Genomic DNA, 14,326 nt, shown 5'->3' on the forward strand with positions numbered 1-14,326 from the left:
CGCCATCCTACCCCAGCGCCTTGACGTAAACCGCATAGGGCACGCCCAGAATATCGGGCGCCTCGCGAACCCTGGTAAATCCCATCCGCTGATACATCGGCAATGCGACCGTCATGATCGGCGTCGTGTGCAGGGCGATGACCGGCGACCGGTCGCGCTCGGCGCGGCGCAGGCATTCCTCGGTCAATTGCCGGCCGATGCCCTTGCTGCGCGCGGCCGGATCGACCACCAGCATGCGGATGACCGGCCAGGCCGGATCGAAGAAGGCCGGCTTCGGGGCTTGCGGACCGACATAGGCGACGGCGCCGACGATCTGGCCGCCATCCTCGGCGACGATGATCTCGCCGGTTTTGGCAAGCTCCGGCATCTTCGCGACATGGGTCGTAAACAACGGCCAGTCGGAATAATCCTGCTCGAATTGCGCGAAAGCCGCGAGAGCGACGCGCACGATCGCTTCCGCATCAGTCGGCTGATAGTCACGTAGCATCGACGTTGTCCTTGTCGCCCGGGTGGAGCGAAGCGTAATCCGGGGACGCCGGTCTCGCATTCCACGCTGCGCCATGCGGGCTGCGAGCCATCTCATCCTAGACCGGCGTCCGGATGCAAGCCATTTACGGGCGCGCGCGAGTCGTCAGTATTGACACTTGGCGGCCGCCGAGCCACCTTTCTTTCAGGTGGATACGACCTGCCGCTTGCACCCTTTACGGGATGGTGAACGTATCGCATGCATCGTCTTGGCCCCTTTGCCGAACAACGGGTCAGCAACGCAAGCACTGGCTTCCCGAAGTGTTCAAGCAAAGGAGTAAGCCATGCGCGACTTTCGCGATGCTAAAGCCATGGCGCGCACGCTGCGCGCCTCTCTCGCCTCCAAAGGTCTCAAGATTTCGGTCGCCGAAAGCCTTGAGCTGACCGCCGAGCTGTTTGGCTTGGCTGACTGGAATACGCTTGCTGCCGCGATCCGACGCGGACCGCCGGCGTCTGACACGACCTCGGCTCAGCCACCGCGTGCGAGCATCAAGTGGCCTTCGGGATTTACCCGGGAGCTCGATCTGACTCTGAACAGGGCTCTCACTTACGCCAAAGCGCGAAAGCACGAGTTTGCGACGCTGGAGCATCTCTTGCTTGCGCTGCTGGACGATCCGGATGCCTCGGAAGTGATGAAGGCCAGCGAGGTTGACCTCGAAGCCCTGAGGCGAACCACAGTCTCCTATATCGACGATAAGCTGAGCACTTGGGTGATGATCCGCGACGAGCGCGACACGACGCCGACGGTTGCATTTCGACGTGTGGTGCATCGTGCGACCGTGCGCAGCCTGAAACGTGAAACGAGCGGTCTGGACGTGTTGGCGACCATGTTCAGCGAAACTGCAAGTCCTGCGGTTTGGCTCCTGAGCGAGCAGGGCATGACCGGCGAAGGTCTTGAGAGAGCGCTTCCTCGCGCAAGTTGAGAGAACAGTGAACCTTCTGCCCCGGTGCATTTGAGGTACGCACCTTGGTATTTGCAACGCCCCACGGCTGTCATAGGCTGATCGTCGGCCGCACCATCAATCATAACAGACGGGCAGCGAGGACACACCCATGGACCAGATCCGCGTCTGCACTCACGCAGGACCGGGCTCGGAGCCCGTCATCAAGACCGTGCCATGGCCGAAGGTCGGCAAAAAGGCTGCGCTGATCAAGGTCGGCGCCTGCGGCGTCTGCGGCACCGATCTGCACATTCTCAAAGGGCATTGGCCGAAGCCGCTGCCCTGGCCGTTCACGCTCGGCCACGAGCTCGGCGGAATCATCGTCGAATGCGGCGACGAATTCACCGAGGACTTCATGAGCAAGCCGCTCAAGGTCGGCTCGAAAGTGATGATCCCGCCGCTGATGCCCTGCGGCCATTGCTATTACTGCATCCATTATCCGCAGACCGCCAACAAGTGCCTGACGCCGGTCTATTACGGCCGCTATCTCGGCTTCGATAAACCACCTCACATGTGGGGCGGCTGGGCCGAATATGTCTATGTCGATCTCGAGATGCTGCCGGGCACCAAGATCTACAAGCTGCCCGACGACATGTCGCTGCGGCTGGGCGCGCTCTCGGAGCCGCTGACCTCATGCATCCGCGCCTTCAACCGCGCCAGTCGCGCCGGTGGTTTTTCCTGGGGCGACACGGTGGTGATCCAGGGCTCGGGTCCGATCGGCATTCTCGCGGTCGCGGCCGCCAGGGAGATGGGGGCGGGGCGCGTGATCTGCGTCGGCGCGCCGGAAGAGCCTCGGCTCAAGCTCGCGCGCGAGTTCGGCGCGGAGGCGACGGTCAACATCGAGGAGATCAAATCGCCGCAGGAGCGCATCGCCCGTGTGCGCGAGATCGTAGGCCACTTCGGCGCCGATCTCGTGATGGATTGCTCGGGACATCCGACCGCCGGCCCCGAAGGCATCGAGATGCTGCGCGACGGCGGCACCTATGTCGAGATGGGTCAGTTCACCGACGCCGGTTCGATCGAGACCTCCTGGCACCGCATCTGCACCAAGGACCTCAACGTGCTGGGATCCTGGGGCTTTACCGGTAATGATCTCCCGCTCGGCGTCGACATGCTCTACCGCACGCGTGACAAGTATCCCTGGCTGAAGATGCAGACGATCTATCCGTTCACGGAAGAGGGCGTCGCGCAGGCGGTGAGGGATGCGATGGCGATGAAGACGGTGAAATCGACCATCGTGCCGTGGCCGGAACTGGTGGACTAGATAATGCCGTCCATTCCACCCGATCTCGCAGCGTTTCTGGTCGAAGCCAAGCGGCGCACCTATGCGGGGCTGGACGACGACGCGACCGTGGCCGCGCCGCTGCTCGCCGGCTCCAAGCAGCTCGAGCATCGCGCGCCACCTTATGCCTATCGCGACATCTATTTCGGGATGGGATTTTTCGTTGGCCAAGAGACCGTGTCACGGGATGACCGCGTCATCTGGTCGATGAGCTACAGCGGCGGCGCCCGCGCGGACATCACGGATCGGTCCACGCTGCTCGAGATCTACAAATTCCTGCGCCGGGCGCTGTTGGGCGCAAGCGTCGAGGAGCCTTATCGGGGACCGCGCCTGTTCGAGCAGGCAGGCATGACTTACCGCAACGAGGTCGAAAGGGCGCTCGATCGCTTCCACGGCGTCGAGACGATCTCGCGGCATGATGGCGCACCGCTGTACGAGCTGCGCTATAGCGGTGGTTTGTTGCGATAATTCTTGAACCTTGTAGCCCGGATGGAGCGCAGCGCAATCCGGGGCCGCCGGTCCCGCATTCCGCTCCATGCGGGCTACGAGCCTGAGTTTGGAATGAGGGCTACAATGACAGACGAACCTAACCCGCGCACCCGCTCCCCCTTCAACGCCATTCGCGCGATCGACTACACCGTCATATTCGTGCGCGACATGGCGGCGATGCGCCGGTTCTACGAGGACGTTCTCGCCTTTCCGCTGCTGCGCGAGCTCTCGCCGAACTGGATCGAGTACGGCCTGGGCGGCAACACGCTGGCGCTGGCGAGACCGAGCCGGACCGCGGCCGACGCGCCGACGCCGGCGGGCAGCGCTTCGCTGCAACTGGCCTTCAAGGTGTCCGCGACCGAGGTCGATCAATGTGCCGATGAACTGGTGCGGCAGGGCTTGGCGCTGCTGTCACCGCCGACGAACCAGTCGTTCGGACACCGGACGCTGTTTTTTCGCGATCCCGACGGCAATTTGCTGGAGGTCTATGCCGAGATCTGAGGCGCCCAAAAAGTTCCATCGGGAATCCCCGATCTATCCATGTTAAGGTGAAACTTAGGCCCAGGTTCCGACTTTCACTTCACGGGAGAGGTATCGTGAAGCGAATCCTGAAACCCGTTACTTACATCCTGGCGGCCATCTACTTCCTGGTGGATGCCGTCTTCATGGCCGTCGCGCGGCCAATGGCGCGCTGGATTGGGCGGCATTTCGAATTCAAGTGGTTGCGCACCTGGATCAGGTCGCTGTCCCCTTATCCCTCGCTCGCCCTGTTTTCCGTGCCCGTGATCATTCTGGAGCCGATCAAGCCCGTGGCGGCCTACCTCGCCGCAACGGGTCAGGTCGTGAGCGCCGCCGTGACTTTCATCGTCGGCGAATTGCTCAAGCTCGTGCTGGTCGAGCGCCTGTTCCATCTCACGCGCGACAAGCTGATGCGGATTCCGGCGTTCGCCTGGGCGTACGGCAAGTTCTCCGAGGTGAAGGCGTGGCTGCAGGCAACTGACGCCTGGCGCGCCATCCGCGCCCTGAGCCGCGCGGCGAGGGACACAGTTGCACGGGTAAAGGCGAGGCTGGTCGGCCGCTTCAGCAAGCTGGCGACCTCCAGGGATTAGACGCGCGCCAAGCGCGTTGTCCTCTATGCGAGCTTGCGCGCTGCGGCGGTGGCCTTGTCGCCCGTGTTCGGGGTGCCGGTGGGCTCGATGAGCAGGAGGTGAACCTCCTCGCGCGCCACCGGGCGATGCTCGACGCCTTTGGGCACGACATAGAGTTCGCCCGGACCGAGCGTCACCGTGCGATCCCGCAATTCAATGTCCAGACAGCCTTTCAGGACGAGAAAGAAATCGTCGGTGTCATCGTGCTTGTGCCAGGTGAACTCGCCCTTCACCTTCACCACCATCACGTCGCAATCGTTGAAGGTCGTGACCGTGCGCGGCGACCAATAATCCCCAAAGGTCGCGAGCTTGTCGGCAAGCGATATGCTGTCGGCCATGTTTCCCCCTTTGCGCTCTTGTGAGGCACGATTTGGGATCGAATGACCGACGTGGCAAGGCCAGCTATTTGACATGTCCTGATAACATGGCCTCCGCCCATTCCGGGCGGCCGTTGGCGAGCGCCTGCGCGGACGCGGCTTCCCAGTCGTATTCCAGGGCCAGCAGTTCGACTTGCCAGCCTCTTGTTCGTTTCGTGAGGATCGCGTAGCGGGCGTGAGGCGAGCGATGCTCCAGGTTTGCGGCAAAAGGAATGTCCGCGAACACCGGGCAACCAACGCTGCCGGGATTGAGGACCAGGCGGTCGCCCGGGCCTTGAACAGCGGCCTGGCGGTGGCTGTGACCACACAGCACGACACGCGCCGTTGGCGCGCTCGAAAGGCGCGCGGTCAGCACGTCGCGACGCGCCGGCACGAAGCGGCCGTCCTCGAGCGCTTCTTCGAGCAGGCACGTCGTATCGTCGTCGGGTGTGCCGTGGCAGGCTAGGATCCCGTCGTCCAGCCGTATTTGGGAGGGCAGGCTGTGAAGTGCGCGGCGCTGCTCCGCGGTTAATGCGCTACGCGCAAACAGACCTGCCGGCGAGAGCTTGTCGTCTGGAAACTCCTCAATCCAGCGATCATGATTTCCGCGCACCGTCGGCAACGACAGCGACTGGAGAGCCTCGAAAGTTTCCTTTGGCCACAGCGGGCTGGTGACGCAATCGCCGAGGTTGACCGTACGATCGACGCCGCGCGCCTTGATGTCGGCCAGCACCGCTTCCAACGCAGCGAGATTGCCGTGGATATCGGAAATGACTGCCAATCGCATCGTCGTGCTCCCCGTGCTGCTTTGCCTGAACTTAACTCTGCCAGGTCACCGGACCTATCTAGCATCGGCTGATGGGACGTTCACCAACTAGCCATGGCTGATCTGATGTTCCTTCACCACCGTCGCGCCGATGACCTTGGTCCCCTCCAGCTCCCGCACGATCCGCTCGTCCGGCCCGACGATGCCGCGATCGAACTCGCGGTCCGGCGTGACGAGGATCATGCGCTGGCCCATGATGGCCGGGCGTTCGGCATAGATCGCGCAGCCCTGGCCGGGTTTGCAGTGCCGGCACCAGCTTCCAGCCGGTTTGGCCAGCGCCTCGATGGCCATGACCTTGCAGCAAAGCGTGCAATCGCCGCAGGCGCGCGTGGCGGAAGGCGTCACGCGGTCGTCCCCCTCTAAGCCGGTTGGCTTCAGGTTAACGGAGGTGGCCGCGAACGTCCGCTGCAACCTTCAGGCGCGGTTCTTTCCGTCAAGCCATGCATCATAGGCATGGTGATTTCAGAGCACTTGGCGTAAAGAGCGCCCTGATCACATCCAGCGTGCGGCCGGGCTGTTTGCCGCGCACGCAACTCAGGTCCGCCGGTTCACCGTTCCGCGCCTGACATTAACCAAGGTTCTCCATCCCGTGTCTTTTCCGGCCCTGACCCCGCCGCTCGCCCACGCTTTGGCCGAGCGGAACTATGATTCACCCACCCCCGTCCAGCTCGCCGTGCTCGCGGACGAAGCCGCCGATCGCGACCTCCTGGTTTCGGCCCAGACCGGCTCCGGCAAGACCCTCGCTTATGGCCTCGCCATGGCCAAGGATCTGTTTGGCGATGCCGAGCGGTTCGAGCAAGCCGGGGCGCCGCTCGCCCTGATCGTGGCGCCGACCCGCGAGCTCGCCTTGCAGGTTCAGCGCGAACTGGCATGGCTGTATGGGCATGCCGGCGGGCGGGTCGTCTCCTGCGTCGGCGGCATGGATCCGCGGCGCGAGCAACGCGAGCTTGCGGCGGGCGCTCACATCGTCGTCGGCACGCCCGGCCGGTTGTGCGACCATTTGCGTCGCGGCCGTCTCGACATCACGGAATTGAAAGTGGTCGTCCTCGACGAGGCCGACGAGATGCTCAATCTCGGCTTTCGCGAGGACATGGAATTCATCCTCAAGACCACGCCGGAGACACGCCGCACGTTGCTGTTCTCGGCGACGTTCCCGCGCGGCATCGTGGCGCTGGCCAAGCAATATCAGCAGCAGGCGTTTCGGATCGAGGTCGCCGGCGATGAAGGCGGTCACGCCGACATCGAGTACCGTGCCATCAGGGTCGCCCCCGGTGATGTCGAACATGCCGTCGTCAACGTGCTGCGCTTCTACGAGGCGCCGAGCGCGCTGGTGTTCTGCAGCACGCGCGATCACGTCAGGCATTTGCAGGCGGCGCTGCTGGAGCGCGGCTTCTCCGTGGTCGCGCTGTCAGGCGAATTGACGCAGAACGAGCGGACCACGGCGCTGCAGTCGCTCCGGGACGGCCGCGCTCGCGTCTGTGTGGCGACCGACGTCGCCGCCCGCGGCATCGACCTGCCGAGCCTCGATCTCGTCATCCATGCCGATCTGCCCAACGACGCCGAGGTGATGCAGCATCGCTCCGGCCGCACCGGGCGGGCGGGCCGCAAGGGGACGAGCGTCCTGCTGGTGCCGCCTGTACGGCGGCGACGTGCGGAAATGCTGCTGAATGGCTCGGGGATCGACGCGGTCTGGGGAACGGCACCGCAGGCGGAGGAAATCCGCAAGCTCGATCACGACCGCATGAAGGACGTGTTGTTCACCGAGGAGACGACCGCGGACGATCTGGTGCTGGCGCAGGCGCTGCTGGCCGAGCGGTCGGCCGAGGATATCGCAGCCGCACTCGCGCGGCTCTATCGCGCACGGCTGCCGTCGCCCGAAGACATCATCGATCCCGGCGAGCGAGCCGGCCGGCCGCGCGACGATCGCGGGCGCGACAATGTCCGCGCACCGCGCGACGATGCCCGCACTTCGCGCGGCGATGATCGCCCCGAAAGAGCCCGACCCAAATCAGGAAAATCGTCGGCGAAACACGGCATGGCGGACGGCAGCGTCTGGTTCCGGGCCAACATCGGACGAAGAAAGAATGCGGAAGCACGCTGGCTCTTGCCGATGATCTGCCGCCGCGGCGGCATCGACAAGGGCGACATCGGCGCCATCAAGATCATGGACACGACGACCGAGTTCGAAATTTCCGAGCGGGTCGCGGAAACCTTCGCCGCCAAGATCAAGCGTCCGGACAAGGAAGACAATATCCGCCTCGAACCGATGACGGATGCGCCGCAGCGGCAGGCGCCTTCGGAAGAGCGGTCAAGGCCGCCCCGGCGCGAGAGCGGCGACAGCGATCATCGCGAACGTCGCGACGATCGCCCGCGCGATGCAGCTGGATTCAAGCCACGCGACAAGGCTCACGGCGAGCGCAGGCCGAAATTCGACGATGCTCCTTCGTTCGGAAAGAAAAAGAAGCACAAGAACAAGCCTGGCCATGCCGAGCCGGCGGTCACGCCGTGGCCGTTGAAGGGTGCGCCTGGAAAAAAGAAGGCGAAGAAAAAGCATCGGGGCTGAACTGCGCCTGACCGTGCAGACAGCAATGATGCCGCCGGATTGCGCCGGCGACATCATCTGAAAAGTCAGCTGCGAACTCAGCGGCCACCGCCGCCGCCACCACCACCTCCGCCACCGCCACCGCCGGCATCGCGCATCGACGAGCTGTAGCGGGGGTCGGTCTGCTTCATGTAGATGGGCGAGGTGTCGTGAGTGAGGTTGACGCGGCTTCTGCTGCCCGGGGTCGGCGTCTCGACCAGGATACCGCAGCCCTCGAAGAAGGCGGAATCGCAGCCATAGGTCCGGACCTGCGCCGCGTTGGCACTGGTCGCGCTGAACGCGGCCGCCGCAGCGAGTGCAATCAAAGCAACTTTTGACAATGTGAGTTTCACGGAAATTCTCCAGTCTCGATTCGGCGAGACCAGAACGGCCCGCGCACACCTTCGACGGGGGGTGATCGAAGGCGGTTCGAGGGACGGCTTCACGCCCGCGTGAGCCGGGCGAGGACGTTATGTCGCAGCGAGGTCGCGAAGCATGTAGGTCGCGCCTTCGCCATAGGAGGCGAGCTTTGCGCGCGCCTCCGCATCCGCCGCGACGGGCCGGAAGCCGAGACGCTCCCATAACGGCCGCGTGGCGTAGACCGAGACCAGCGCGAGCGTTGTGATGTGTGATGCGCGCGCCAGCTTCTCGATATCGGCAATATAATCGCGCGCGACGCCACCGCGGAAATCGGGCAGCACGGCGACGTCGTGCACGTAGAGACAATCCGCATCATCGGGCAGTTGTTGCAGGAAGCCGTTGAGCGGCGGAATCCGGTGCTGCTTCCACGGATGCGCGAGTCCGTAGCCGGCGATCTCTTCGTCGGCGATGAGCAGACGGCAGCCATCGGGATAGAGCCGCATCTTCTCCGCGAACACGTCGGGACTCTCGGGAAGATCGGGATGGATCCGCGCTGCGATCGCGCTGATCGCGACCAGGTCGGAGGCGCGCGCGGGACGCCAATGCGGCTTGCTCATGTCGGTCCGTTGGTCGGTCTCACCCATTCCAGTTTATTCCGTCGCGACGATGCGCGCAGCGAAAAATATCTTTGCCACCGTCCCAGGAATACGAAGCGTTGCGCGGCGTCCTACCCCATGCAAGCCAATTGCATGACAGGAGAACCCATGACGTCCTCGATCCGCCTCGCGCTCACGCTCGCCGTATCGCTCGCCATCATCCCCGCTGCCTTCGCCGCGCCGCCGACCAAGACCGGCAAGACCGACAAGGGCAACGTGCTCACCGACGCCAAGGGCATGACGCTCTACACCTTCGACAAGGATGCGGACGCCAAGTCGGCCTGCAACGGACCTTGTGCGACAAACTGGCCGGTGCTGAAGGCCGAGGCGAGCGATGCCGCGGCCGACGGCTACACCGTCATCACGCGCGACGACGGTTCCAGGCAGTGGGCTTACAAGGGCAAGCCGCTCTACACCTTCGCCAAGGACCAGAAGCCCGGCGACATCACCGGCGACGGCTTTCTGAACGGCGCCTGGCATCTGGCGACGCCGTGAGCTGACAATCCGCCGCGGCAATGCGAGGTGGTGTCTGACATTGACGGGATGCCACCGGTCTCGTGCCTCGGACGCAGCGCAGCGCCGCATTGGCGATGCGACGTATCGTTCAATGCGGTGCGCTGCGGAGCGGCTCCATCAAGTCGCAATCAAGCAATGACAGGGCGCCATCTGGAAACGGCCGAATCCTCGCCGCGCACCCCAAGGAAGGCTACCGGCGCCGGCGCCTCCGAACCGCCTGCCGGACTGATCTCAAATTGGCGGGAGTAATCGCGACAACTTCGAAGAAGTAAAAACGCCGCCCGTGGCGCGCCGTCGCTTGAATCGAATTTATTCAAGTCGAGAGTCCGAAAGCGAACCGAAGGCCCGATTTTGGTTGGTCATAGTTGGTTCCGGCAGGGGGCGAAAGCGGCATATCGGCAGCAGCATCCCTCCATTTGAGAGTAGGGGCACTGGTTTCCCGGTGCGGTCCGCACCTGGGAGCTTCTGGGAGTCTTCAATCCATTATCTGGTTTCGCGTGAGGGGATGAATGACCATGAATGATGCCAATCTGAAAGCCGAGACGAACGCCACTGCACTGAATGGGACGGCGAATGGCGGTGCAATGCCCAGGTTTGACATGCCATTTTTCAACTTCCAGGCGATCTTCGGCGATCTCGCCGAGCAGGGCGCCGCCCGGGCCAAGGCAAATTTGGAGCGGATGAGCGCGGCTTCCGAGGAGATCACCGAAGCGCTCCGTGAAGCCTGTTCGACCAATGCCACGCGTGCCGCCGATTACGGCACCAAGGTCATCGAAATATCAAACATCAATACCAGCTCCGCGCTGGAGTTCATGTCCCAGCTTGCGGATGCGAGGTCGTTTGCGGATGTCGTGAACCTCTCCACCACCCACAGCCGCAAGACCTTTGAAGTGGCTTCTCGCCAAAACCGGGAGCTTTGGGACCTCGCCCAGAAGGTCGCAACCGAGACGGCCGAGCCGATCAAGAAGAGCTTCAACCGGGTTCTGCATAGGGCTGCTTGAATCGAGGCGACTGGCCGCGTGGATCGGCTGGACGAGCGTCTTCGCCAGAAGGGACGCGGTCCAGCCGAGGCGGCGAAGCCTTGCCGTGAGAAGCCTTGCCGTGAGGTGATGCCAAGCTGGAGGAAGTCAGGATGGGTATGGTGATGATCAAATGCCCGGAAACGGGCCACGCCATTCCGACGGGCATCGAGATGGATCGCGAAAGATTTCGGTGCAGTACGGTGTTCTTTTCGCGCACATATTGCGGGATGTGCGCGGCGACGCACGAGTGGTTCGCCAGAGAGGCCTGGGTCTATGAATCGGTCTCGGCGAACGGGAAGTCCGGGGGCGGGCAGCCGTTCCGCGCGGGCGCGGTGTGAAGCCGCCTGACGGCATCCTGCGAGACGATCCGATCGATCCTGCGGCTCATCACCTTGTAGCACTCGCAGGCGACGACTTCGAGTCGCGGCCTGTCGATCTCGAGTTGGCCGCGCCGACTGGATTTCAGGGCCCTTGAGGTTCGAAGTGCGCTCACGACGTGCGTGACGGTGGTCCGCCGGACGCCGAGCAATTCCGACAACGTCTCTTGCGTCAGGTGCAGGACGTCACCACTGCCCTCCGTCCGATCGTGAATGTGAAGCAGCCAGCGGGCGAGGCGGGCCTCGACGGAGTGCAGTGCATTGCAGGCCGCGACGTGCAGGAATTGCGTCATCATCGCCCTGGTCACAATCTGAACCGCGCTTGCGAGGGCGGGACTGCGTTCGAGCGTCGCTTGAAATCGCGCGGGCGAGATCTGCAGTGCGGTCCCGGCCACGCGGACAACCGCCGTCAGGGGGGATCGCACGGGGCCGAGCGCCGTCATGAGGCCGACGACGCCGTCGTTGCCGATCACGGCGGTTGCAGCCGTCTGGCCGTTCGGCAACTCCATGATGAGGGCGATCGCGCCGCTGCACGGGAAGCAAAGGTGTTCGACCCGGTCGCCCGATCGAACCAGGACTGCATCGTGCTGGAGCGGTACTTTCCGGAGATACGGTGCAAGCAACGCGAAGTCGGCCGGCGGTAATGCAGCTAACAGGCGATTACCAACTCTGGTCGCGTGCTCCATCACGGGGAATTGTCCCTCGACGGAGGCCCGGCGGCGAGCAAACGCACCGTCTCCGGCCGAGCCGCGTTGCCGTGCAGGCATATGCCCGGCAAACAGCTAAACGTCCTGCAGCAGGTAAGGTTCCAATGATGGATCGCGAGCCTGGCTCACGCTGCCGGCGCGGGCACCAGTCCGTAGCGCAGCATCGTCTCTTTCATCTTCGCGGGATCGGGTGGCGCGCCGGCCGACAGGAGTGCGGCCATCTCCGTGAAATATTGCGGGCCCAGCACCCCGGGGCTCAGGATGCACAGGCATGTTGCCGGTCCCGTCGAACGGTTGGTGAAGCCGTGCACGATGCCGCGCTTGATGAAGACCGATTCTCCGGGGCCGAGATCGTTCTGCTTGCCGTCGATCGTCCAGGTCGATACGCCGGACAGCCCGTAGATCGTTTCGTCCCAGCGGTCGTGATAATGCGGGATCGGCATCCGCGCATTCGGCTGGAGCGTCATTTCGAAGATGTCGACGCTGCCGCCGGTGTCGTCCTTGCTGTGCAGGAAGCGGAGCTGAAGCGTACCGAAACTGATGATGTCGGACATGGCTGTGTCATCCCGGTGAGAGACTGCATCGAGGTCGCGGCGTTCGCCCTCGTCGAAACGAAAACTACCTCAGCCCCTCATACACCATCAGCCCGCGTGCGATCTGCAATTTGCGGATTGCGCGCGGCAGCAGCTTCTCCGGCTGATGCAGATAGCGCCAGGAGGTGAGGGCGAATGCGGACAACGCGCCGCATTCGTCGTTGAACGGTGCGAGCACGCCGGTGACACTCACCGGCGTATGCGGGCGGGCGTTGAAGGGCAGCAGCAGCAGCTCGAGATGCGCCTTGCTGCCATCCTCGCGCGCGGCGGTGACGCCGGCGATCGCACCTAACGTCTCGTCGGCGACGATGGTGGTGATCTCCTCGATCTCGCTGCGGCTGGCCTCGGTGAACAGCGCAGCAAAGCTCTGGTCCTTGAGGTCGAGCCCCGCGAGCGCACAGACGCGCGTGCCGGCGACGCGGAACGGGAAGCCGAGGTTTTGCTCGCAGGACAGCACGAAGATGTCGCCGAGCAGGCCGCGGACCGCGGCCGGATCGATATCGGCCCGATCAGGGGCCCGCGCAGTGCCGCGCTTCTTGTCCCAATACGCGAAGAACGCGCGGCTCGACGGATGTTTCATGACTGAACGCTTACCCCGGGGCGCTAGCTCGCGGGACAAACCTGTCCCGCTTCAGTGCACCCGCGATCCCTTTCGTTGTTGTGCAGGAGGGGATTTGCAGCGTCCATGCCGTGGAGGCGTTTTCGGGCCCCCGGAGGCTGTCTTTGCGTCGTTAACGTTAAATTAACTATCCGCTTTCCGTCCGGCGCGCCGCTGCTATGGTGATCGCGGTCGCAAGCCTCGCCGCTTTCATCCAGGTTCTCGGCGGGGCCTGTACACGGGCGTCAAACAGTTTGGTCGCGGGCCGCGGGGAGGGGTGGGGATACACCTTATTCCTCTGGGTACCGGAAGACCGACACGGACAGGCAGGGCTTTCCCAGGGCCCTGCCTTTTCCTTTTGTGCACTTGCGCAAGGCCGGCAAAGGCGACTATCTCCAAGGCTGTCGTTAAGCCTGTCGCTCCGATCGCGCCTGAAAGCGAAGCTGCCTTGGATTCCCCGCAAGATTCTCCGCCGGAGATACCGGCCGTTGTCGAGGAAGCTCCGCGCGAGCCGATCCTGACGCTGCCGGTCGCGCTGACCGCCTATATCCTCCTTTTGGCGGTGATCCATCTGCGGGTGCTGCTGCCGCCGGAGCTCGAGAACTGGACCATCGACGTCTTCGGCTTCATCCCGAAGCGCTACGATTCCTCGCTGCTCAATCTGCAGATCCCCGGCGGGGCCGGCGCCAAGGTCTGGACCTTCGTCACCTATTCGCTGCTGCACGCCAATCTGACCCATCTCGGCTTCAATGTGCTGTGGCTGCTGCCGTTTGGCAGCGCGCTGGCGCGGCGCTTCGGCGCGATCAGGTTCTTCCTGTTTCTCGCGGTGACGGCAGCGGCCGGTGCTCTCGCCCATCTCGTCACCCATGAGCACGCGGTGGCGCCGATGATCGGCGCCTCGGCCTCGGTGTCCGGCGCGATGGCGGCGGCGATCCGCTTTGCCTTTGTCCGCGGCAGCTTCCTGTCGTTCAGCCGATCAGACGCCGATACCGCCGCAAGGGTTCCGGCACTGCCGCTGTCGCGCGCGCTGCGTGACGGGCGGGTGGTCGGCTTCCTCGCCGTTTGGTTCGGCGTCAACATCATCTTCGGCGTCGGCGCGATCGGCGTCGATTCCGAAACCACGAGCGTCGCCTGGCAGGCACATATCGGCGGCTTCTTCGCAGGCCTTCTGCTGTTCGCGCTGTTCGATCCCGTGCCGCGCGTGCGAAACGATGCTGCGGATGCGTCATCACAGGACATTTCAAACCGCATTTGAAGCTGCGCTTGCGGCGCCGCCCGAATTCATCCATCATTCCCGAGAAGAATGTTCCGAAGCGACAAGCCGCTAGCGGCGATGCTTCGCAAAGCGC

Annotated in this window: 18 protein-coding genes; 9 read left to right on the forward strand and 9 right to left on the reverse strand. The window is 63.8% G+C overall.

What is annotated here, in order from left to right; genetic code table 11:
• Positions 1 to 7 precede the first annotated feature (7 nt).
• Entirely contained in the window at positions 8 to 487 is a 480-nt protein-coding gene (locus ABIA90_RS29205) for a GNAT family N-acetyltransferase (protein ID WP_354120521.1), read from the reverse strand.
• Between the two features lie 322 nt (positions 488 to 809).
• Between ABIA90_RS29205 and ABIA90_RS29210 the strand changes: the two genes are divergently transcribed.
• The 5 genes from ABIA90_RS29210 to ABIA90_RS29230 all read left to right on the forward strand — a co-directional run bounded on the left by ABIA90_RS29210 (position 810) and on the right by ABIA90_RS29230 (position 4,346).
• Entirely contained in the window at positions 810 to 1,448 is a 639-nt protein-coding gene (locus tag ABIA90_RS29210; protein WP_354120520.1) for a Clp protease N-terminal domain-containing protein, read from the forward strand.
• Positions 1,449 to 1,578: 130 nt separating this feature from the next.
• The gene (locus ABIA90_RS29215) at positions 1,579 to 2,730 is read left to right on the forward strand and encodes a zinc-binding dehydrogenase (RefSeq protein WP_354120519.1); all 1,152 of its coding nucleotides are present in this window, start codon (positions 1,579 to 1,581) and stop codon (positions 2,728 to 2,730) included.
• A 3-nt stretch (positions 2,731 to 2,733) separates the two neighbouring features.
• Positions 2,734 to 3,216 (forward strand): DUF5680 domain-containing protein, encoded by a 483-nt coding sequence (locus ABIA90_RS29220; RefSeq protein WP_354120518.1) that lies wholly within the window; start codon positions 2,734 to 2,736, stop codon positions 3,214 to 3,216.
• Positions 3,217 to 3,321: 105 nt separating this feature from the next.
• Entirely contained in the window at positions 3,322 to 3,738 is a 417-nt protein-coding gene (locus ABIA90_RS29225) for a VOC family protein (RefSeq protein ID WP_354120517.1), read from the forward strand.
• A 95-nt stretch (positions 3,739 to 3,833) separates the two neighbouring features.
• A complete protein-coding gene (locus tag ABIA90_RS29230; protein WP_354120516.1) occupies positions 3,834 to 4,346 on the forward strand; it encodes a hypothetical protein in 513 nt (170 codons plus the stop codon).
• A 23-nt stretch (positions 4,347 to 4,369) separates the two neighbouring features.
• Here the strand turns inward: ABIA90_RS29230 and ABIA90_RS29235 are convergent, their stop codons facing one another.
• From ABIA90_RS29235 to ABIA90_RS29245, 3 genes are all read right to left on the reverse strand, one after another.
• Positions 4,370 to 4,723, reverse strand: a complete 354-nt coding sequence (locus tag ABIA90_RS29235; protein WP_354120515.1) for a cupin domain-containing protein — start codon at positions 4,721 to 4,723, stop codon at positions 4,370 to 4,372.
• Between the two features lie 64 nt (positions 4,724 to 4,787).
• The gene (locus ABIA90_RS29240; RefSeq protein ID WP_063982494.1) at positions 4,788 to 5,528 is read right to left on the reverse strand and encodes a metallophosphoesterase family protein; all 741 of its coding nucleotides are present in this window, start codon (positions 5,526 to 5,528) and stop codon (positions 4,788 to 4,790) included.
• An 87-nt stretch (positions 5,529 to 5,615) separates the two neighbouring features.
• Entirely contained in the window at positions 5,616 to 5,912 is a 297-nt protein-coding gene (locus ABIA90_RS29245) for a hypothetical protein (RefSeq protein ID WP_354120514.1), read from the reverse strand.
• Between the two features lie 244 nt (positions 5,913 to 6,156).
• On the opposite strand from ABIA90_RS29245, the gene ABIA90_RS29250 reads away from it, so the two are divergent.
• A complete protein-coding gene (locus ABIA90_RS29250; RefSeq protein WP_354120513.1) occupies positions 6,157 to 8,130 on the forward strand; it encodes a DEAD/DEAH box helicase in 1,974 nt (657 codons plus the stop codon).
• A gap of 77 nt (positions 8,131 to 8,207) precedes the next feature.
• Here ABIA90_RS29250 and ABIA90_RS29255 read toward each other — a convergent pair whose 3' ends face one another.
• Entirely contained in the window at positions 8,208 to 8,501 is a 294-nt protein-coding gene (locus ABIA90_RS29255) for a hypothetical protein (RefSeq protein ID WP_354120512.1), read from the reverse strand.
• 117 nt (positions 8,502 to 8,618) lie between these two features.
• Entirely contained in the window at positions 8,619 to 9,125 is a 507-nt protein-coding gene (locus tag ABIA90_RS29260; protein ID WP_354120709.1) for a GNAT family N-acetyltransferase, read from the reverse strand.
• Positions 9,126 to 9,272: 147 nt separating this feature from the next.
• Between ABIA90_RS29260 and ABIA90_RS29265 the strand changes: the two genes are divergently transcribed.
• Together ABIA90_RS29265 and ABIA90_RS29270 are read left to right on the forward strand one after the other, a co-directional pair.
• Entirely contained in the window at positions 9,273 to 9,659 is a 387-nt protein-coding gene (locus ABIA90_RS29265; protein WP_354120511.1) for a COG4315 family predicted lipoprotein, read from the forward strand.
• Positions 9,660 to 10,189: 530 nt separating this feature from the next.
• Positions 10,190 to 10,681, forward strand: a complete 492-nt coding sequence (locus tag ABIA90_RS29270; protein WP_354120510.1) for a phasin — start codon at positions 10,190 to 10,192, stop codon at positions 10,679 to 10,681.
• A gap of 292 nt (positions 10,682 to 10,973) precedes the next feature.
• On the opposite strand, the gene ABIA90_RS29280 is transcribed toward ABIA90_RS29270, so the two are convergent.
• From ABIA90_RS29280 to ABIA90_RS29290, 3 genes are all read right to left on the reverse strand, one after another.
• Positions 10,974 to 11,768, reverse strand: coding sequence for a Crp/Fnr family transcriptional regulator (locus ABIA90_RS29280; protein WP_354120508.1), 795 nt, complete (start codon positions 11,766 to 11,768; stop codon positions 10,974 to 10,976).
• Between the two features lie 143 nt (positions 11,769 to 11,911).
• Positions 11,912 to 12,340, reverse strand: a complete 429-nt coding sequence (locus ABIA90_RS29285) for a cupin domain-containing protein (protein WP_028150261.1) — start codon at positions 12,338 to 12,340, stop codon at positions 11,912 to 11,914.
• Positions 12,341 to 12,404: 64 nt separating this feature from the next.
• Complete coding sequence (locus ABIA90_RS29290) at positions 12,405 to 12,959, reverse strand: PAS domain-containing protein (RefSeq protein WP_041958462.1); 555 nt, start codon at positions 12,957 to 12,959, stop codon at positions 12,405 to 12,407.
• A 466-nt stretch (positions 12,960 to 13,425) separates the two neighbouring features.
• Here ABIA90_RS29290 and ABIA90_RS29295 point away from each other — a divergent pair, with 466 nt between their 5' ends.
• Positions 13,426 to 14,232 carry a rhomboid family intramembrane serine protease gene (locus ABIA90_RS29295; protein ID WP_014494322.1) on the forward strand — a complete coding sequence of 269 codons (807 nt, stop codon included), beginning with the start codon at positions 13,426 to 13,428 and terminating at the stop codon, positions 14,230 to 14,232.
• Positions 14,233 to 14,326 lie beyond the last annotated feature (94 nt).

The sequence above is a fragment of the Bradyrhizobium sp. LA6.8 genome (assembly GCF_040547935.1).
Lineage (GTDB): Bacteria > Pseudomonadota > Alphaproteobacteria > Rhizobiales > Xanthobacteraceae > Bradyrhizobium > Bradyrhizobium barranii.

Bases quoted from the DNA above. Each gene is read 5' to 3' on its own strand.
- ABIA90_RS29205 (WP_354120521.1), bottom strand. From the start codon at position 487: ATGCTACGTGACTATCAGCCGACTGATGCGGAAGCGATCGTGCGCGTC.
- ABIA90_RS29210 (WP_354120520.1), top strand. From the start codon at position 810: ATGCGCGACTTTCGCGATGCTAAAGCCATGGCGCGCACGCTGCGCGCC.
- ABIA90_RS29215 (WP_354120519.1), top strand. From the start codon at position 1,579: ATGGACCAGATCCGCGTCTGCACTCACGCAGGACCGGGCTCGGAGCCC.
- ABIA90_RS29220 (WP_354120518.1), top strand. From the start codon at position 2,734: ATGCCGTCCATTCCACCCGATCTCGCAGCGTTTCTGGTCGAAGCCAAG.
- ABIA90_RS29225 (WP_354120517.1), top strand. From the start codon at position 3,322: ATGACAGACGAACCTAACCCGCGCACCCGCTCCCCCTTCAACGCCATT.
- ABIA90_RS29235 (WP_354120515.1), bottom strand. From the start codon at position 4,723: ATGGCCGACAGCATATCGCTTGCCGACAAGCTCGCGACCTTTGGGGAT.
- ABIA90_RS29240 (WP_063982494.1), bottom strand. From the start codon at position 5,528: ATGCGATTGGCAGTCATTTCCGATATCCACGGCAATCTCGCTGCGTTG.
- ABIA90_RS29260 (WP_354120709.1), bottom strand. From the start codon at position 9,125: ATGAGCAAGCCGCATTGGCGTCCCGCGCGCGCCTCCGACCTGGTCGCG.
- ABIA90_RS29265 (WP_354120511.1), top strand. From the start codon at position 9,273: ATGACGTCCTCGATCCGCCTCGCGCTCACGCTCGCCGTATCGCTCGCC.
- ABIA90_RS29270 (WP_354120510.1), top strand. From the start codon at position 10,190: ATGACCATGAATGATGCCAATCTGAAAGCCGAGACGAACGCCACTGCA.
- ABIA90_RS29285 (WP_028150261.1), bottom strand. From the start codon at position 12,340: ATGTCCGACATCATCAGTTTCGGTACGCTTCAGCTCCGCTTCCTGCAC.
- ABIA90_RS29290 (WP_041958462.1), bottom strand. From the start codon at position 12,959: ATGAAACATCCGTCGAGCCGCGCGTTCTTCGCGTATTGGGACAAGAAG.